The following is an 18606-nucleotide window of genomic DNA, read 5'->3' on the forward strand; positions in this document are numbered from 1 at the left end:
TCGATTAGGGTTGGCTAACCTAACACGCTCCGTTGCGGGTCCGGACGGCGGTAGGGGTGCAGGCCGAGGCCGTCCACTGCCGCCGCGACCAGCGCCTCCGGGGTGAGCGCGACGTCGAGCACGAGCACCGACTCGTCCGGCTCCGCCGGCTCCAGCGTGGCGAGCTGGGACTCGAGCAGGCTCGCCGGCATGTAGTGCCCCTCGCGCCGGGCCATCCTGGCCCGGATGACCTCCGCCGACCCGGCGAGGTGCACGAAGTCCAACCGGAGCGTGCCCTGGCGCAGCACGTCCCGGTACGACCGCTTGAGCGCCGAGCAGGCCAGCACCGTCGACCGGCCCTCCGCGCCGCGATCGGCGATCCACCCGGCGATGTCTCGCAGCCAGGGCCGGCGGGTGGTGTCGTCCAGCGGTACGCCCGAGCGCATGCGTGCCACGTTCGCCGGGGAGTGGAACTCGTCCGCCTCGGCGAACGCCAGCCCGGTCGCCGCGCCGATCCCCCGCGCCACGGTGGTCTTGCCGGCGCCGGAGACCCCCATCACCACGACGTGCCGGGTGGGCTGGGCGTCGCCCCGCCCCTCACCAGTCATGGATCGTGCCGTCCTTGAGCCGGTTGAACGGCAGGTAGGCCGGCTCGTACGGGAAGCGGGCCGCCACCTCCTCGTCGAGCTCCACCCCGAGACCCGGCTGGTCGCCCGGGTGCAGGTAGCCGTCGGTGAAGGTGAACGACTGCCGGAACACCTCGTTGGCCAGCGGGGTGTGCTTCATGTATTCCTGGATGCCGAAGTTGTGGATGGCCAGGTCCAGGTGCAGCGCCGCGGCCATGCCCACCGGGGAGATGTCCGTGGGGCCGTGGATGCCGGACTTGATCTGGTACTGGGCGGCGAAGTCGAGCAGCTTGCGCATGGCGGTGATGCCACCGGTGTGGGTGACCGCGGACCGGACGTAGTCGATCAGCTGCTCGCGGATCAGGGTCTGGTAGTCCCAGACCGTGTTGAAGACCTCGCCGATGGCCAGCGGGGTGGTGGTGTGCTGGCGGACCAGCCGCAGGGCCTCCTGGTTCTCCGCCGGGGTGCAGTCCTCCAGCCAGAACAGGTCGTACGGTTCGAGGGCCTTGCCGAGCTTGGCGGCCTGGATCGGGGTCATCCGGTGGTGACCGTCGTGCAGCAGCGGCAACTCCGGGCCGAACTCACCGCGGACCGCCTCGAAGACCTCGGGCAGGTGGCGCAGGTACGCGCGGGTGTCCCAGTCCTCCTCGACGGGCAGCGGGGTGCGCTGCGCGGGTTCGTAGTCGTAGCGCTGGCCGGTGGCGCTGGGCTGGGCGGCCACGCCGTACACCGCGTTGATCCCCGGCACCGAGGTCTGCACCCGGATCGACCGGAAGCCCTCGTCGAGGTGGCGGCGGATGGAGTCGAACAGCTCGGGAAGGTCCCGTCCCGACGCGTGCCCGTACGCCATGATGCCGGTGCGGGACGCGCCGCCCAGCAGTTGGTACAGCGGCATGCCCGCGGCCTTGGCTTTGATGTCCCACAGCGCCACGTCGACCGCCGCGATGGCCGCCATCGTGACCGGTCCACGACGCCAGTACGCCGAGCGGTACAGGAACTGCCAGGTGTCCTCGATCCGGTGCGGGTCCCGCCCCATCAGCAACGGGGCCACGTGGTCGCGCAGGTACGAGGCGACGGACAGCTCACGGCCGTTGAGCGTGGCGTCGCCCAGGCCGGTGATGCCCTCGTCGGTGGTGATCTTCAGGGTGACGAAGTTCCGGTCGGGGCTGGACACGATGATGTCTGCTGCGACGATCTTCACGGGGGTGCCTTTCGTTCCTTCAGAACCGGGGTGGTCTCACCATTCGGCGAACGAGCCGTCGGGGTGCCGCCAGGTCGGGCTACGCCAGGCGTGGCCCCGCTTGTCGGCCGTCCGCACCGCGTGCTCGTCGATCTCGATGCCGAGGCCGGGTGCGGTCAACCGCTGTACGTAGCCGTCGACGAAGGTCAGCGGGGTCTTGTCGAGGCAGTAGTCGAGCACCTCGGCGCCCTGGTTGTAGTGGATGCCGACGCTCTGCTCCTGGATCAGGAAGTTGGGCGTCGCGAAGCCGACCTGGAGGCAGGCGGCGAGGGCGATCGGCCCGAGCGGGCAGTGCGGGGCGAGCTGCACGTCGTACACCTCGGCCAGCGTGGCGATCTTGCGCACCTCGGTGATGCCGCCGGCGTGTGCGAGGTCCGGCTGGGCCACGGCGATGCCGGCCTGCAGCACGGGCAGGAACTCCTGCCGGCTGTAGAGCCGCTCCCCGGTCGAGACCGGGGTGGTGGTGCAGCGGACGACCTCGCCGATCAGGTGCGAGTTCTCCGGCACCACCGGTTCTTCGAGGAAGAACGGCCGGTACGGCTCCAGGAGTGGGGCGACCCGCCGGACGTTGGCGAGGGTGAATCGCCCGTGGAAGTCGACAGCGACGTCGCGGTCGTCGCCGAGGACCTCGCGGGCGACGGCCACCCGCTGCACGACCGCGTCGAGTTCGGCAACCGAGGCCAGCGCGCCCATCCGCCCCGACGCGTTCATCTTCACCGCGGTCAGGCCCGCCTCGACCTGGGCGCTGATCTGGTCGCGGATCTCGGCGGGCTCGTCGCCACCGACCCAGCCGTAGACCCGGATCCGGTCCCGGACCGGCCCGCCGAGCAGTTGGTGCACAGGGGCGCCGTAGTGCTTTCCGGCGATGTCCCAGAGCGCCTGGTCCAGACCGGACACCGCGCTGGCCAGGATCGGGCCGCCCCGATAGAAGGAGCCTTTGGTCATCACCTGCCAGTGGTCCTCGATGCGCAGCGCGTCCCGACCCGTGAGCAGTTCGCTGAGCTGGTGGACGGCCGTGCGTACGGTCTCGGACCGACCCTCGCAGGTCGCCTCGCCCCAGCCGACGATGCCGGACTCCGTCTCGACCCGGACGAACAGCCAGCGCGGCGCGACCAGGAAGGTCTCCACCTTTGCGATCTTCGTCATGGAGCTGTCAGCCCTTCGTGGCACCGGCGGTGAGGCCGGAGACGACGTACTTCTGCACGAACAGGGCGATCAGCATGATCGGCAGGGTGACCACTGTCGCGGCGGCCATCAGGCCGCCCCAGTCGATGCTGGCGTACCCGACGAAGTCGAAGATCGCCACGGGCAGCGTCTTCGTGTCGGAGCCGGAGAGCACCAGGGCGAACATGAAGTTGTTCCAGGAGAAGATGAACGACAGGATGCCGGCCGTCGCGACGCCGGGCACCGACAGCGGCAGGGTGATCCGCCGGAACGCGCCGATGTGGGTCAGCCCGTCGACCAGCGCCGCCTCTTCCAACTCGGTCGGCAGGCCGTCGAAGTAGCCCATCATGATATAGACGATCAGCGGCAGCGACACGAACATGTGGCTCAGGATCAGCACGCTGAACCCGCCGACCAGCTTCAGGTTCGAGAAGACGTAGTACCAGGGCACCAGGAGCGAGACGCCCGGGATCACCCGGGCCATGAGCACGACCAGCGCCGACTTCTTCATGTTGAAGCGGCTCATCGAGTAGGCGGCGGGCACTCCCAGCAGGAGCGAGAGCGTGGTGGCCGCGAACGCCACCCACAGGCTGTTGCCGATGAACTCGAGATAGTTGGCCTGCTGGAGGACGGTCTCGTAGTTCTTCAGGCTGGGTGAGAAGACGAACGCCTTGGCGGTGTCGTAGATGTCCACATTGGTCTTGAAGGACGCCGCGATCATCCAGAGCAGCGGCGCCATCAGCCCGAACACCACGACGACGAGAGCTGACGTGCGGAAGACGCGGTACGGCTTGCTCGGCTTCATCGGCCCAGCCCCTTCTTGCGATAGGTGAGGGCCCACATCACCCCGATGATGATCAGGAAGAAGATGATGAGGACGGTCGACGAGACGCCGTAGTCGTTGTAGTCGAAGCTGAGGCCGTAGGCGTACACGTTGAGGGTCTCGACCTCGTGGAACGACCCGCCGCCGCGCCCCTTGGTCGCGTAGAGGATGTCGAACGTCTTGAGCGCGTCGATGCCGCGCAGCAGGATGGCGACGATCACCGTGGGCATCAACAGCGGGAGGGTGACGTGCCGGAACCGCTGCCAACTGCTGGCGCCGTCGATCCGGGCCGCCTCCTGGGGCTCGTCGGAGAGTGAGGTGAGCCCGGCGAGCAGGATCAGCACGACCATCGGTGTCCACTGCCAGATGTCGATGAACATCGTCGTCGGCAGGGCCGAGTTCTGGCCGGCCAGCCAGGGCTGTGGGCCGATGCCGATCCAGCCGAGCAGCTGGTTCGCCATCCCGATGTTGGGGTCGAAGATGAGGCGCCACATCATGCCGACCGCGACCGGGGTGGCCACCAGCGGCAGGAGGATCGCGACGCGGACCCACTTCTCACCGCGGAAGGGCCGCCACAGCAGCAGGGCTATCGCCATGCCGAGAACGACCTCGAAGAACAGCACGACGCCGGTGAACAGGACCGTACGCCAGACCGCCGGCCAGAACCGGTCGGTGTCGGTGAGCACGTCGAGGTAGTTCTGGAACCCGATGAACTCGGACTCGGCGCGCACCGAACCCTCGGCGTCGGTCAGGCTCAGATAGCCGGTCCACGCCACCGGAAAGATGATCAGCACGGCGACGAACGCCATGGCGGGTGCCGCGAAGAGCCACTTGCGATGTTTGTTGGCCCACTGCGACCAGGCCGACGACTCCGGGGACGCCATGGGGGCCTTGGGCGAATCGGTGCGGGGTGCGGTGACGGCTGACATTCAGATCTCCGGGTTCGGGGGCCAGGTCCCGGCGAGGCGGCGGAGCACGTCGGCTCCGCCGCCCGGCGCGTGGGTTACTTCGCCTCGTCGTCGAGGAACTTCTGGAACGCCGCGTTCGCCGCGTCCGCCGAGTTGGCGGCGTCCTTGCCGGTGATCGCGTCGACGATCGGCTGGCCGACGATCTCGCGCGCCTCAGCCACCTTGACCACCAGCGGGCGGTCGTGCCCGACACCGTTCGCGGTGCTGACCGTGTTGGCCTCGGCCAGGTCCTTCGGCAGGGTCGCGGTGCTCGCCGGGTTCGCCCAGACCGAGGTACGGGCACCGGGCACGCCGGCCGTCTGTTGCGCCAGCGCCTGCTCCTTGCCGGCCGCCCACTGGATGAACTTCCAGGCGTTGTCCTTGTTCTCCGAGCTGTCGTTCACGCCGAGCGCCCAGGAGGGAATGTTGTACGGCTTCGACCCGGCAGGGCCGGCCGGGAACGCGGCGAAGCCGACGGTGTCGACGACCTTGGACTTGGTGGGGTCGGTGGCGTTCTTGTAGAGCGAGTTGGCCTCGGTGTAGAAGGCGGCCTTGCCCTGCGTGAAGATCGCCATCGCCTCCGACCAGCTCATGTCGGTGCTGATGTTCTCCGGGCCGTGGTCCCGGAGCAGGCCGCCGTAGAAGGCGTACGCCTGCTTGGCCTGCTCGGTGTTGACAGTGGCCTTTCCGCTGCTGTCCACGAAGTCGCCACCGAAGCTGAAGAGGAAGCTGGAGAACTGGGTGACGGCGGCGGCCTTGCCGGTACGAGCGACGAAGCCTGCGACGCCGGGGTTGTCGGCTTCGACCTTCGCCGCCTGCGTCTTGAGTTCGTCGAGGGTCTTGGGCGGTGCGGTGAAGCCGGACTTGGTCAGCAGGTCCTTGCGGTAGTAGAGGACCTCCTGCTCGGTGATGATCGGCAGGCCGACCACCTTGTCCTCATAGGTCGTCGCCTGCACCGGCCCGGCCTGGAAGTCGCCGAACTCGAAGGCGCTGTCCGACTTGACCCTCTCGCTCAGGTCGGCGAGGTACTTGTTCTTGCCGAACTGCTTCCCCTCCTGCAGGGGCCGGTACATCATCACGTCGAGGTCGGTGGACCCGGCGTTCAGCTTGACGTTGTACTGGTCGGACAGTTGGTCCTCGCCGAGCTGGGTGACCTCGACCTTGAGGCCGGTCTGCTTCTCGAACTCCGGCAGGGCCTTCTTGATGTTCTCTGTCCAGACGTGGTTCACCAGCGTCACGCGGACGGTCTTCGAACCTTCGCCGCCATCGTCACCGCCGCAGGCGGTGAGGCTCATGGCGGTGACCACGGCCAGAGAAGTGCCGATTATCGATCGACGTCGCACGCTTGTCTCTCCTTCTGTCGTGGCCGCCGCCCTCGGAAGAGCCGCTACCTCGGTGTTACATCCGCTTAACATCGGGATGCTAGGCCGAATAGACGGATTACTTCAAGAGGTTGATGTAAATGATATGATCTTTGAGTGGAACCGTCCTCAGCAGAGGTTGCAGCCGCTCAGACCGCCCCCGCCGAGGCTGGGCTGCACGCCCGCGTCCTCGACCATCTGGGCACCGCCATCTGCGGCGGCGAGCTGGCGCCCGGCGCGATCCTCAACATCGACGAACTGGTCGACAGGTACGCCGTCTCCCGCTCGGTCGTCCGCGAGGTGCTGCGCGTCCTGGCATCGATCGGGTTCATCGAGGCACGCCGCCGGGTGGGGGTGATGATCCTGCCGGCCAGCGCGTGGAACGTCTTCGACCCGCAGGTGATCCGCTGGCGGCTCGCCTCGGCTGGCCGGATGGCCCAGCTACGGTCGATCACCGAGCTACGCACCGCCGTCGAGCCGCACGCGGCCTACCTGGCGGCCAACCGGATCGGCCACGACGAAGCGAGTGACCTGGTCGGGCTGGCGGCGAAGATGTGGGCGGCCGGCGAGGCCGGTGACGAGGAACGCTTCCTGCACCTCGACATCGAGTTCCACCGGCGCGTCCTGCTCGCCTCCGGCAACGAGATGTTCGTCCGGCTTCAGGATCTGGTCGCCGAGGTGCTCACCGGCCGGCACAAGCACCACCTCATGCCGCACCACCCGCACGAGCAGGCTCTCCAGATGCACGCGGACGTCGCCCAGGCGATCCAACGACGCGACGGCGCGCGCGCCCGGCAGGCGATGGTGCAGCTGATGGAGCAGGCGTTCGACGAGATGAAGTCACTGTGGGAGCAGACCTCGGTGCCCCCACGGAGCCCGGACCACGGCTCGACCAGCCGCTGATCGACTCGGTTTTCGTGAAGTCGCGGTGTCAGGTCACCCCGGACACCGCGACTTCCGCGAAGCCGAGTCGATCATGGGCCGGCGCCGACCGGATCGGTCTCAGCGCGCGGTGCCGCGACCCGATCGACCCGCACCGGCGGAGGGCCGGTGCGCGATGCGGGGAGCCCGCACGGCGGAGGCGTTGCCGGCGCCGGGCCGGTAGTCCCGTGCCGCGCTGGCCACCATCTCGTCGGGGTCGCGGGTGAGCTGCTGCCGGATGTGCTGCGGCACGACCTCGGACGTCGCCATCGCCAGGCGGACCTGCACCGACCGGTCGTCGACCAGGCGCTCCAGGTCTGCCTCGTCCAACTCCAACGAGCGGACCAGCGCGGCACGCACGTCGACCACCGGGTCCGCGGCGAGCGCGCTGCGCTGCGCGGCGGTGGTCCGCGGGTTGCGGGCGACCCCCTTGCGTACGCGGGCGGTGCGATCGGCCAGCAGGGTGTTGATCACGTCGAGGTCGTGGGTGTGGGTGGCGAGTCGTTCCCGTACCTCGGGTGAGACGTCGTCGGTCAGCTTGGCGGCCAGCTCGGGCTCCAGGTCCCGGCTCTCCGCGAGGAGGCCGCGAAGCTCCTTGTCCGATGCCTGCGCCATGGCCCGGCGGACCGACTCGTCGCAGGCCGGGTTGCTGGCGACCGCCCAGCGGATCCACCGGTCGTCGTCCTTGACGAGACGCAGGAGGTTGGCGATCGAGGTGGAAGGGTTCCTCGCCACGGCCTCCCGGACCTGACGATCCTGGTCCCTGGTGAGCGGTCGCAGGGCCTGCGCGGGCGCGTCGGCCCGAGCGGCGACCGCCTTGCGGACCACCGCCGACGGGTCGGACGCCAGGTCGATAAGGGTCATTTGTGGCGTTGTGGGGTCCTGTGCGAGGGCGAGCCGCGCGTCAGCATCGCCACCGATCGGACGGTGGGCGGTGGCGTCGGACCCGCTGTGACGGTCGGGCTCGCCGACGTCCTGCTGTTTCCCCATGACCCAATCATGTCACGCGCCCGATCCGGCACTGCGGGCCTGACCAGCGGCAGGTGGCACCTGGGCGGGTAGGCGCAGGCCGGACATGCCACCATCCACCGCCAGCGACGTCCCGGTCACCGACCCCGTGGTGGGCGACGCGAGGTAGACGACGGCGGCGGCCACCTCGTCGGCGGTCACCAGACGGCCGGTCGGCTGACGGGCGGCGAGCTGCCGCTTCTCCGCCGTCGGGTCGGCCGCGCCGGCCAGCAGGCGGGCCACCCAGGGCGTGTCGACGGTGCCGGGGGCGACACAGTTGACCCGGACCCCCTCGGTCACCAGGTCGGCGGCCATGGCGAGGGTGAGGGCGTGCACGGCACCCTTCGACGCCGAGTACAGGGCGCGTCGGGGCAGGCCGACGGTCGCCGCGATCGACGAGATGTTGACGATCGCCGCCGACGACGACCGACGCAGGTACGGCAGGGTGACAGCGCTGGCGCGGGCCACGCCGGTGACGTTGACGTCGAGCACCCTGCTCCACTGCTCGTCGTCGTCCTCCTCCACGGTGCCGACGGCGGAGATGCCGGCGTTGTTCACCAGGATGTCGATGCCCCCGAATGCCTCGGCGACCGAGGCGACGGCCCCGCTGAGCGAGGACCGGTCGGCCACGTCGGCCCGGACGCCGTGGACGTGCGGATCGTCGGGCAGGCCCGACAGGTCCAGGTCCAGGACGCCGACCCGGGCGCCGGCGGCCACGAACGCCCGTACGCAGGCGTTGCCGATCCCCGAGCCACCGCCGGTCACCACCGCCACCAGACCGTCACACCGCATGTTGCTCTCCCATTCCGAGTAGTCCTCCAGGTTGACGCACCGCCGTCAGGAAGGCCGCGCGGTCGAGCAGGTCGAGGCTCGTCAGACCCATGCCGGCCCGTCGGGGTACGCGTACCTGGCGAGGGTCTCCGGGCGCATCGCGGCGGAGAACCCAGGGACGGTGGGCACCACGTAGTGCCCGTCGGAGATCACCACCGGATCGACGAAGTGCTCGTGCAGGTGGTCGACGTACTCGACGACCCGGTCGCGGGTGGAGCCGGACACGGCCACGAAGTCGAACATGGACAGGTGCTGGACCAGCTCACAGAGGCCGACTCCCCCGGCGTGTGGGCACACCGGCACCCCGTACTTCGCGGCCAGCAACAGGATGGCGACGTTCTCGTTGACGCCACCCACCCGGCACGCGTCGATCTGCACGACGTCGACGGCGCCGGCCTGCAACAGCTGCTTGAACACCACCCGGTTCGCCACGTGCTCGCCGGTCGCGACCCGGATCGGCCCGCCACCGGGTGCGCTGGCCGACAGCGCCGACCGGATCGCCGCGTGGGCGAGCACGTCGTCGGGGCTGGTCGGCTCCTCGATCCACCACGGGTCGTACGGCGCCAGCTCCCGCATCCGGGCGACCGCCTCGGCGACGTCCCAGCGTTGGTTGGCGTCGACGGCGATCCGGATGTCCGGGCCGACCGTTTCGCGGGCGATGCGGAGGCGGCGCACGTCGTCGGCGGCGTCCGCGCCCACCTTCAGCTTGATCTGGGTGAACCCGTCGGCCACCGCCTGCTTGGCCAGCCGGATCACCTTCTCGTCCGGGTAGCCGAGCCAGCCGGGCGACGTCGTGTACGCGGGATATCCCCGCTCGATGAGCCGGACGATCCGCTGGGCCCGACCCGACTGCGCCGCCCGCAGGATCTCCAGCGCCTCGTCGGGGGTCAGCGCGTCGCTGAGGTACCGCCAGTCGACCAGGTCGACGATCTGCTCGGGGCTCAGGTCGGCCAGGTATCGCCAGACCGGTTTGCCCGCCCTCTTGGCGACCAGGTCCCACATCGCGTTGATCACCGCCGCCGTCGCCAGGTGCATCACTCCCTTCTCCGGGCCGAGCCAGCGCAACTGCGAGTCCTGGGTGAGCGAACGGGCGAACGCGCCGAGGTCGACGGTGTCCGGGTCGAGGCCGACCACGTACGGCACCAGCGCCTCGATCGCCGCCCGGCAGACCTCGTTGCCCCTCCCGATGGTGAAGGTGAACCCGTGCCCGTCCGGCCCGTCGTCGGTGCTCAGCACCAGGTACGCGGCCGAGTAGTCGGGGTCCGGATTCATCGCGTCGGAACCGTCCAGGTCACGCGAGGTCGGGAACCGCACGTCGTACGTGTCGACGGAGGTGATCACCGCCATCAGGCGCTCCCGAGCGTGCTGCGCTGCCGGCCAAGGCCGTCGATCTCGACCTCCATCACGTCGCCCGCGGCCAGGTACGGGAACCGGCCGGAGAGCGCCACCCCCTGCGGGGTGCCGGTATTGATGACGTCGCCCGGGTCCAGGACGGTGTACTGCGACAGGTGCCAGACCAGGTACGCCACGTCGAAGATCATGTCCTTGGTGCTGGAGTCCTGTCGGGGCTCGCCGTTGACCCAGGAACGCAGCCGCAGCGCCTGCGGGTCCTCGATCTCGTCGGCGGTGACCAGCCACGGGCCGAGCGGCTGGAACGTCTCACAGGACTTGCCCTTCGACCACTGGCCGCCGGAGACGGCGAGCTGGAAGTCGCGCTCGGAGACGTCGTTGGACAGCGCGTACCCGGCGATGTGCCCGAGGGCGTCGGCCGGAGAGGCGAGGTAGCGGGCCCGGCGGCCGATCACGACCGCCAGTTCCACCTCCCAGTCGGTCTTCGTCGAGCCCCGCGGGATCAGGACGTCGTCGTGGGGGCCGACGACGGTGTTGGGCGCCTTGTAGAAGATGATCGGGGCGGTCGGGGGCTCGGCGCCCGACTCGGCGGCGTGCGCGGCGTAGTTCTGCCCCACGCAGAGGACCACCCCGGGGCGGGCGACCGGCGCGCCGACCCGCTGGCCGGTGATGTCGACCTCGGGCAGGTCGGTGGCCTCCCGTGCCCGCTGGACGCCGTCGCCGGCGAGGAACTCCCCGTCGATATCGGCGGTGAGCGACGAGAGGTCGAAGTGCCGTCCGTCGACGTACAGCACGGGGCGCTCCCGCCCCACGGGCCCGACGCGCATGAATTTCACGAACCAACCTCCAGTGCATAGGTACGAGTCGCGGTGCCCGCCAGCACGGCGGTCCGCTCGTCGGTCGACAACTCAGCCAGGCAGGCGTCGAGCGCCGTCCACGCCTCGGCGTACGAGGCGACGAGGTCGCAGACGGGCCAGTCGGAGCCGGCCATCAGCCGTTGCGGGCCGAACAGCTCCAGCGCGGTGTCGACGTACGGCCGGATGTCGGCCACCCGCCACCCGGGGCCGGCCTCGGTGAGCAGTCCGGAGAGCTTCGCGACGACGTTGTCGCAGGCGGCCAGGTCGCGCACCGCGGCGCGCCACCCGGCGAGACCATCCGCGTCGATCCGCGGTTTGCCCAGATGGTCGAGGACGAAGGTGGTGTCCGGCGTGGCCCGGGCCGCCTCGGCGCAGGCGGGCAACTGCCCGAGGTGCACGACCAGGTCGAAGGTCAGCCCAGCGGCCCCGATCGCCGCGAGGGCGGCGCGCACGTCGGGACGGGCGAGGTGCCCCGGGTCTGCGACCGCCTGCACCTGGTCGCGGACGCCGACGAGCTTCGTCGCGCCGGGCAGGCCCCGGTAGCCGGCGAGGGTGGCGGGCAGGGCCGGGTCGGTGAGCGACGCCCAGCCGACCACGCCGGCGATGCGGGGGGTGCCGGCGGCGAGGGCGAGGAACTCAGCGGTCTCGGCGGCGTCGCAGCGGCCGGCCTCGACCAGCACCGTCGCCGTCACACCGGCCGCGTCGAGCCGGGGTACGAGGTCGGCGATGGTGTAGTCGCGCCGGATCGACTCCAGGCCCGGTGCGGCGAGCCAGGAATAGTCGGCGGTCCACAGGTGATGGTGGGCGTCGATGATCACGGGGTTGGCACCTCCTCCGGCAGCAGTCCCTCGGCCTTCAGGTCCGCCCACAGCGCGCCGGGGACGTCCCACTCGAACATCGCCACGTTGTCGGCGATCTGCGCCGGGTCCTGGGCGCCGATCACCACGCTCGCGACCGCCGGATGGCCGAGCGGGAACTGGATCGCCGCGGCACGCAGCGGCACTCCGTGCCGATCGCACACCGACCGGATCGCCGTGGCTCGGCGCAGCAGCCCCGCGTCGGCCGGCCGGTAGTCGTAGTGGGCACCCGGCCTCGGGTCGGCCAGAAGGCCCGAGTTGTAGACCCCGGCGGCGAGGACCGAGATCCCGTTCTGCCGGCACAGCGGCAGCAGCTCGTCGAGGCCGGACTGGTCGAGCAGCGTGTACCGGCCGGCGAGCATGAAGCAGTCGAAGTCGCCAGCGTGGGCCAGCTCGACCAGCGCCGGGGCCTGGTTCATCCCGGCGCCGACCGCGCCGATCTCACCGGCACCGCGCAGCCGCGCCAGCTCCGGGTACGCCTCCGCCGCCGCCTCGGCGAGGTGGTCGTCCGGGTCGTGGATGTGCGCGATGTCGACCCGGTCCAGCCCCAACCGGGCCAGGCTCTCCTCGTGCGAGCGGCGCACCCCGGCGGCGGAGAAGTCGAACCTCGGCGCCAGGTCGGTCGACTCGGCCCAGAACCCCTGCCCGTCGCCACCGCCGGGGACGAGCAGCCGACCCACCTTGGTGGAGAGGGTGAACTCGCCGCGCGGCTTGCCGGCGAGAACCGCCCCGGCCCGCCGCTCGGAGAGGCCGCAGCCGTAGAGCGGTGCTGTGTCGAAGTAGCGCAGCCCGAGGTCCCAGGCCGCCTCGACGGTGGCGCGGGCGACCTCGTCGCCGACGGCGGTGAAGAGGCCGCCGATCGGGGCGAGCCCCAGACCGAGCCGGGTCACCGCCACGTCCGTACGCCCCAGGGTCACCTGGTCCGTGGCCCTCACGCGACCACCCCCTGCCCGTCGTGGATGAAGCGGATCACCGACTGGCTCATCCGGTCATAGTCGTGGTCGTTGTCCAGCTCCCCGACGATGGCGAACTCCCGCATCACCGCGATCCGGTCGGCGAGGGTCACCATCTCCGGCAGGTCCGACGAGATCAGCAGGATCGCCATCCCCCGCGCGGCGAGACCGGCGATCAACTCGTGGAAGGCCGCCTTGGTGCGGACGTCGATGCCCACTGTGGGTTCGTCGATGATGAGCACGTCGCAGTCGGCGGCCAACCACTTGGCGAGGCTGACCTTCTGCTGGTTGCCGCCGGAGAGCTGACCGGCGTGCTGGTCGGGCGAGGCGAGGCGGATGCCCAGCCGGTCGGCGTACTCGTCGACCAGGGATCGCTCCGCCCGGTCCCGGACCAGCCCGAGCCGGGCCAGCTTGCGCCACACCGTCACCGCCGTGTTGCGGGCGACGGTCTGGTCGAGGAAGAGGCCCTCCTCCTTGCGGTTCTCGGTGACGTATCCGATCCGGTGCCGGTGCAGGGCGTCGCCCACGTCCCGGATCCGGGCCGGGCGCCCGTGCACCCGCACCTCACCGGCGGTGATCCGGTCCAGGCCGAGGAGCGCCTTCGCCAACTCGCTACGGCCGGCACCGACCAGCCCGTACAGGCCGACGATCTCGCCGGGGCGTACGACGAGACTGACGTCGTGGTGGCCGGCGGTGGTCGCGACGTGATCCAGAGCCAGGGCGGGTTCGGTGTCCGCGTCGACTGTGCGCTCGGCGAGGTGCACCTGCTGGTACCCCCGGCCGACCATCAGGTCGACGATCTGCTCGCGGGTGTGGTCGGCGAGGGGCTCGGCCTCGGCGACGCTGCGCCCGTCGCGCAGCACGGTCACCGTGTCGGCGACCGCGAAGACCTCTTCCAGCTTGTGGCTGACCAGCACGGTTGCGTGACCCCGCTCGGACAGTCGGCGCACGATCCCGTAGAGCCGGTCGGCCTCGTCGTTGGTCAGCGAGGCGGTCGGTTCGTCGAGCAGCAGCACCGTCGAGTCGGCCGACAACGCCTTGGCGATCTCCACCAACTGCATCTGGGCCACCGAGAGCCGCGACACCGGCAGGTCGGGGTCCAGGTCGAGGTCGAGCAGGTCGAGGCACCGACGTGCCTCGACGCGCAGCGCCGCCCGGTCGAGCAGGCCGGCGCGCCGGGGCAGGTGTTGCAGGCAGATGTTCTCCGCGACGGTGAACGCCGGGATGAGGTTCCGCTCCTGGTGCACCACACCGATGCCGGCCCGCTGGGCGTCCTGCGGGTTGCCGAGCTGCACCGTACGCAGCTCGCCGTCCGGCCCGGGCAGCCGCAGGAGCCCACCGTCCGGCCGGTACACCCCGGTGAGGATCTTGATCAGGGTGCTCTTGCCGGCGCCGTTCTCGCCGAGCAACGCGTGCACGCTGCCGGCGGTCAGGGTCAGCGTCGCCTCGTCCAGGGCACGCACCCCGGGGAACGTCTTGACCAGGTTCTCCGCGGACAGCACGATGCTCATCGCTGACCTCCGGAGAGCTTGTCGCGGAACTGACCGAGCAGCACCGCGCCGAGGACGACCGCGCCGATGATGAGGTCCACCCACCGCCGGTTGATGTCGAACTGCGACTGGCTCACGTCGACCAGCCTTACCAGGAAGGCCGCGAGGACCGTGCCGGTCACGCTGATCATGCCGCCGGCCAGGGCCACTCCGCCGATGATCGGCGCGGCGAAGCTGGGCAGCAGCAGGTCGTCGCCGATCGAGGCGTTCACCGAGCCGAAGGCGGCCACAACGATCACGGCGGCGAACCCGGCCAGCAGCCCGGACAGGGTGTGGGCCAGCACCAGCGCCCGGTCGTTGGAGATGCCCGACAACCGGGCCGCGAACGGGTTGCCGCCGGAGGCGAGCAGGTGCCGCCCCGGCACGGTACGACGGAAGAAGAGCGCGACCGCGACCGCGATGGCGACCGCCAGCAGGAACACCACGGGCACCCCCGCCAGGGACGCCTGCCCGAACTCCCGCAGCCCGGGTGAGTAGCCCTGGTAGGTGCCGGTGCCGTTCACCCCGTACCGCAGCCCTTCGAGGATCGTCATGGTGGCGAGGGTGACGATGAACCCGTTGATCCGGGTGAAGACCACCAACAGGCCGTTGACCAGGCCGACGGTGGCGCCGAGGGCCAGCGCGGCGAGCACCGCGACCGGGGCCGGCAGACCGGCGTCGATCATCAGCCAGCCCGAGGCCACCGCGCAGAACCCGGTGAGCACGCCCACCGAGAGGTTCATCTGACCGACGGCGAGCACCACCATCTGGGCCAGGCCGATGACGATCGGCAGGGCGAGGAAGCGCAGGAACGCGTCCAACGTGCCGGCGGTGAGCAGGTTGAAGTCGGTGGCGACCGCGAGCGCCGCGAACCCGAGGGCGGCGATCACTGCGAGGGTGAACTCGTTGGTCCGGACCAGGCTCCTCATGATGTCGACACCGCCCTTCGCTCGGCGATCACGGCTCGCAGCCGGTCCAGCGACAGCGCCGCGAGCAAGACCAGTCCGATGTAGAGCTTCAGCTCCTCCAGGGAGAACTGGAGCAGGTTGAGGCCCTTGTAGATGACCTGCGTGAGGGTGGCGCCGAGTGCGGTGCCGAGCACGCTGACCGCGCCACCGGCGAGCAGTGTGCCGCCGAGCACCGGGGCCAGGAACGACGGCAGCAGGAACGACTCCCCGATGTTGGCGGAGAAGGCCCCGTTGTTGGCGGCCAGCAGGAACCCGGCCAGTGCGGCGAGCAGCCCGCTCACCGCGTGTGCGGCGACGATCCGACGGTGTGTGGGGATGCCGGACAGCTCGGCGGCGACCGTGTTGGAGCCCGTCATCAGGATCTCCCGGCCCAGCCGGGCATGCCGGAACAGCAGCCCGACGCCGAGCGCCGCCGCGACCGCGATCGGCACGACCAGCGGGATCCGGGGTCCGCAGACGTCCCCCATGCAGTAGTCGGCGAAGGTGTCGAAGCGCAGGGCGGACAGCCCGCTGGGCTGCACCGCGAACGACACCCCGCCGGTGGCCCACGTGTAGAGGATGGTGACCAGGCCCAGCAGCCCGAAGTCGAGCGCGAGGGTCACCACGAAGGAGTTGACGCCGGTCTTGGCGATGAGCAGGCCGGCGAGCGCGCCGATGCCCGCACCGACGGCGAGGCCCACCAGCAGCCCGACCAGCAGGGGGACGCCGAGCCGGTCGTAGACCAGGCCCATCGCGAAGGTGGACAGCGCGGCCATCCGGCCGACCGCCATGTTCATGTGCCCGAGCGAGAGCACGGCGAGCTGGGCGAGACCGACCACGACGTACACGCTGATGTCGGCCTGTAGCGGCGCGAGGGTGAGCCGGGGGTCGAGGAACGCGGGGGTCAGCGACGAGAAGAGCACGACCAGCGCGGCGATGACGATGAGCAGGCCGAGTCGGGGGTTCGCCCAGACCGGCAGGACCCGGGTGGGAGGCCGAGCCTCGGCGGCCGGAGGCGCCGCCGGCGCCTCCGGCGCGGTTTCGGTCTTCACGCCACCCTCCTGTCCTCGATCGCGTCGCGGTCCCAGTCGATGCCGAGGCCGGCCTCGCCGGGGGCGAGCGCGTGGCCGTCGACGATCGCCACCTCGGTCCGGGTGATCGCGCGCAGTTGCGGGATGTGCTCGACGTAGCGGCTGTTGGGCACGGCCGCGCAGAGGCTCACGTGCAGCTCCATGAGGAAGTGCGGGCAGACCACCACGTTGCACGCCTCGGCCAGGTGCGCGACCTTGAGCCACGGGGTGATGCCGCCGATCCGCGCGACGTCGACCTGGACGATGCCGGCGGCCTGGCGGCGCAGATACTCGGCGAACTGGCCGATGGAATACAGCGACTCCCCCACCGCGACGGGGATGCTGGTCGCGCGGGCGAGCAGCTCGTGCCCGGCGACGTCGTCGGCCGGCAACGGCTCCTCGAACCAGGCGACCTGGTGCGGTTCGAGCAGCCGGGCCCGGCGGATCGCCTCCGCTGCGGGCAGGGACTGGTTGGCGTCGACCATCACGTCGAAGTGGTCGCCCAGGGCCGCCCGGACCGCGCCGATCCGCGCCGCGTCCTCGGCCGGGTTCGGCTTGCCCACCTTGAGCTTGACGCCGGGCCAGCCGGCCGCCTCGGAGACCTTCGCGCCGGCGACCAGCTCGTCCTCGGTGAGGTGCAGCCAGCCGCCCTCCGTGTCGTACAACGGGATGCGGTCCTTGGCGCCGCCGGCGAGCACCCACAGGGGCAGGCCGGCGGCTCGGGCACGCAGATCCCACAGCGCGGTGTCGACCGCGGCGAGCGCCAGCGAGGTGACGGCGCCGACGGTGGTGGCCCGGGTGGCGGCGTGCAGGTCACGCCAGATCGCCTCCACCCGCGCGGCGTCGCGGCCGACCAGGTGTGGCAGCAGGTAGTCGCGCAGCAGCGCGAGCACCGCGGTGCCGCCGGTCCCGATCGTGTACGAGTAGCCCGTGCCGTGCCCGCCGTCGGCCGTGCGTACCTCGACGAAGACCGTCTCCTGCTTGAGAAACGACTGCACCGCGTCGGTGCGGACGGTCTCGACGGGGATGTCGACGAGGTACGCCTCGGCCTTCGTGACCTTCGACATCAGTTGCACTTGAGCAGGTCGCCGTCGAACTTCTTCCGCAGTGCCTCGGTGGTCGCGGTGCGGTCGGCCTCGTAGCCGTCCAGCTTGTCCCTGGTCACCACGAACGAACCGGAGTCGATCGTCACGCCGGGCTCGGAGATCGTGCAGCCGCCGCTGAGCTTCATCAGCGCGTACGAGCCGACCCGGGCCTGGCCGACCGGGTTCTGCAGGACGGTGGCTGCCACCGATCCGCCCCGCAGTCCGTCGAGGACCGCCGGGTCGTCGTCGATGGCGATCACCTTGATGGGGAGCTTCGACTGGCGTACGCCCTCGGCGGAGGCGACCGCCGGGTTGTAGGCGGTGTTCACGATCGCCTGGATCTGACGGCCCTTGGCGGCCAGGAGGTCGGCCACCGCCTTCTGGGCGCTCTGGAGGTCCTTGTCGATGTCGGTGACGCTCTGGACGAGCACCACCTTGCCGCCGGTCTCAGCGACCGCCTTCTCCACGCCCTTGATCCGGCGCTGGGTGTTGGAGTCGACCTTGTTGCCGGTCAGGTGCACCAGGTTGCCCTGGCCACCCATGGCGTCGATGGCGGCCTTGGCGCCCTTGTACGCGGCGACCTCGACGTCGGTGGAGAGGCAGAAGTCGGCCTTGTTGGCCCCGGCGGGGCACGACGCCAGGGAGCCGACGGCGAAGCCCTGCCGCTTGAGGTCCTCGAAGGTGGAGTTGATGTTGTCCGGCGAGACGCCGAAGACGCCAAAGGCGTTGTAGCCCTGTGCGGCCAGGGACTTGAGCACGTCGTTCTGTTTGGTCTGGTCCCAGCCGGCCGTCTCGTTGAAGGTGACGTCGCCGAGCGAGAGCTCCGATTTCGCGGCGGCTCCGGCGTCCTTCCAGGGCTGGAAGTACGGGTGCGAACCGCCGGGCACCAGCGCGACCTTGACCTGGGCTGGTTCCCGGCCGCCGGCTTCGGTGTCGGTGGTGTCGCTCTTCTTGGTGCAGGCCACTGTGGTCGTGGCGAGGGCCAGGACGGTGAGGCCCGAGCCGATCCGGGACAGCATTCTGCGCGACATGTTCGTCTCCTCGGGGGCGGTGGTGGT

At 70.4% G+C, this 18606-nt stretch carries 18 protein-coding genes; 1 reads left to right on the plus strand and 17 read right to left on the minus strand.

Annotated elements, in window-relative coordinates; all coding sequences use genetic code 11:
- Positions 1-14: 14 nt before the first annotated feature.
- The 6 genes from GA0070619_RS16025 to GA0070619_RS16050 all read right to left on the minus strand — a co-directional run bounded on the left by GA0070619_RS16025 (position 15) and on the right by GA0070619_RS16050 (position 6122).
- On the minus strand, positions 15-587 hold the full coding sequence (locus GA0070619_RS16025; RefSeq protein WP_088948823.1) for a gluconokinase: 573 nt from the start codon (positions 585-587) through the stop codon (positions 15-17).
- Entirely contained in the window at positions 577-1806 is a 1230-nt protein-coding gene (gene manD, locus GA0070619_RS16030) for a D-mannonate dehydratase ManD (RefSeq protein WP_088948824.1), read from the minus strand. The genes GA0070619_RS16025 and manD overlap by 11 nt, the downstream gene beginning before the upstream one ends.
- Before the next feature lie 36 nt (positions 1807-1842).
- Positions 1843-2991, minus strand: a complete 1149-nt coding sequence (gene dgoD, locus GA0070619_RS16035) for a galactonate dehydratase (RefSeq protein WP_088948825.1) — start codon at positions 2989-2991, stop codon at positions 1843-1845.
- A 7-nt stretch (positions 2992-2998) separates the two neighbouring features.
- On the minus strand, positions 2999-3814 hold the full coding sequence (locus GA0070619_RS16040) for a carbohydrate ABC transporter permease (RefSeq protein ID WP_088948826.1): 816 nt from the start codon (positions 3812-3814) through the stop codon (positions 2999-3001).
- Positions 3811-4761, minus strand: a complete 951-nt coding sequence (locus GA0070619_RS16045; protein WP_088948827.1) for a carbohydrate ABC transporter permease — start codon at positions 4759-4761, stop codon at positions 3811-3813. The genes GA0070619_RS16040 and GA0070619_RS16045 overlap by 4 nt, the downstream gene beginning before the upstream one ends.
- A gap of 74 nt (positions 4762-4835) precedes the next feature.
- Positions 4836-6122: an ABC transporter substrate-binding protein gene (locus tag GA0070619_RS16050; RefSeq protein WP_231927057.1), complete on the minus strand. Its 1287-nt coding sequence runs from the start codon at positions 6120-6122 to the stop codon at positions 4836-4838.
- 135 nt (positions 6123-6257) lie between these two features.
- On the opposite strand from GA0070619_RS16050, the gene GA0070619_RS16055 reads away from it, so the two are divergent.
- Entirely contained in the window at positions 6258-7043 is a 786-nt protein-coding gene (locus tag GA0070619_RS16055) for a FadR/GntR family transcriptional regulator (protein ID WP_088948829.1), read from the plus strand.
- Positions 7044-7142: 99 nt separating this feature from the next.
- On the opposite strand, the gene GA0070619_RS16060 is transcribed toward GA0070619_RS16055, so the two are convergent.
- From GA0070619_RS16060 to GA0070619_RS16110, 11 genes are all read right to left on the minus strand, one after another.
- On the minus strand, positions 7143-8051 hold the full coding sequence (locus GA0070619_RS16060) for a hypothetical protein (protein ID WP_088948830.1): 909 nt from the start codon (positions 8049-8051) through the stop codon (positions 7143-7145).
- Positions 8052-8063: 12 nt separating this feature from the next.
- The gene (locus GA0070619_RS16065; protein WP_088948831.1) at positions 8064-8861 is read right to left on the minus strand and encodes an SDR family NAD(P)-dependent oxidoreductase; all 798 of its coding nucleotides are present in this window, start codon (positions 8859-8861) and stop codon (positions 8064-8066) included.
- A gap of 81 nt (positions 8862-8942) precedes the next feature.
- Positions 8943-10247 carry an L-fuconate dehydratase gene (locus GA0070619_RS16070; RefSeq protein WP_088948832.1) on the minus strand — a complete coding sequence of 435 codons (1305 nt, stop codon included), beginning with the start codon at positions 10245-10247 and terminating at the stop codon, positions 8943-8945.
- Positions 10247-11086 (minus strand): fumarylacetoacetate hydrolase family protein, encoded by an 840-nt coding sequence (locus GA0070619_RS16075; RefSeq protein ID WP_088948833.1) that lies wholly within the window; start codon positions 11084-11086, stop codon positions 10247-10249. Before GA0070619_RS16075 ends, GA0070619_RS16070 begins: the two co-directional genes overlap by 1 nt.
- Positions 11083-11925 (minus strand): amidohydrolase family protein, encoded by an 843-nt coding sequence (locus tag GA0070619_RS16080; RefSeq protein WP_088948834.1) that lies wholly within the window; start codon positions 11923-11925, stop codon positions 11083-11085. The genes GA0070619_RS16075 and GA0070619_RS16080 overlap by 4 nt, the downstream gene beginning before the upstream one ends.
- On the minus strand, positions 11922-12899 hold the full coding sequence (locus GA0070619_RS16085; RefSeq protein WP_088948835.1) for an aldo/keto reductase: 978 nt from the start codon (positions 12897-12899) through the stop codon (positions 11922-11924). The genes GA0070619_RS16080 and GA0070619_RS16085 overlap by 4 nt, the downstream gene beginning before the upstream one ends.
- Entirely contained in the window at positions 12896-14428 is a 1533-nt protein-coding gene (locus GA0070619_RS16090) for a sugar ABC transporter ATP-binding protein (RefSeq protein WP_088948836.1), read from the minus strand. Before GA0070619_RS16090 ends, GA0070619_RS16085 begins: the two co-directional genes overlap by 4 nt.
- Positions 14425-15375 (minus strand): ABC transporter permease, encoded by a 951-nt coding sequence (locus tag GA0070619_RS16095; protein WP_088948837.1) that lies wholly within the window; start codon positions 15373-15375, stop codon positions 14425-14427. The genes GA0070619_RS16090 and GA0070619_RS16095 overlap by 4 nt, the downstream gene beginning before the upstream one ends.
- Positions 15372-16445, minus strand: coding sequence for an ABC transporter permease (locus tag GA0070619_RS16100; protein ID WP_088948838.1), 1074 nt, complete (start codon positions 16443-16445; stop codon positions 15372-15374). The genes GA0070619_RS16095 and GA0070619_RS16100 overlap by 4 nt, the downstream gene beginning before the upstream one ends.
- Complete coding sequence (locus tag GA0070619_RS16105; RefSeq protein ID WP_088948839.1) at positions 16442-17530, minus strand: mandelate racemase/muconate lactonizing enzyme family protein; 1089 nt, start codon at positions 17528-17530, stop codon at positions 16442-16444. The genes GA0070619_RS16100 and GA0070619_RS16105 overlap by 4 nt, the downstream gene beginning before the upstream one ends.
- Positions 17530-18579, minus strand: a complete 1050-nt coding sequence (locus tag GA0070619_RS16110) for a sugar ABC transporter substrate-binding protein (RefSeq protein WP_197699539.1) — start codon at positions 18577-18579, stop codon at positions 17530-17532. Before GA0070619_RS16110 ends, GA0070619_RS16105 begins: the two co-directional genes overlap by 1 nt.
- Positions 18580-18606: the final 27 nt, after the last annotated feature.

The organism is Micromonospora zamorensis (assembly GCF_900090275.1).
Classification (GTDB): domain Bacteria; phylum Actinomycetota; class Actinomycetes; order Mycobacteriales; family Micromonosporaceae; genus Micromonospora; species Micromonospora zamorensis.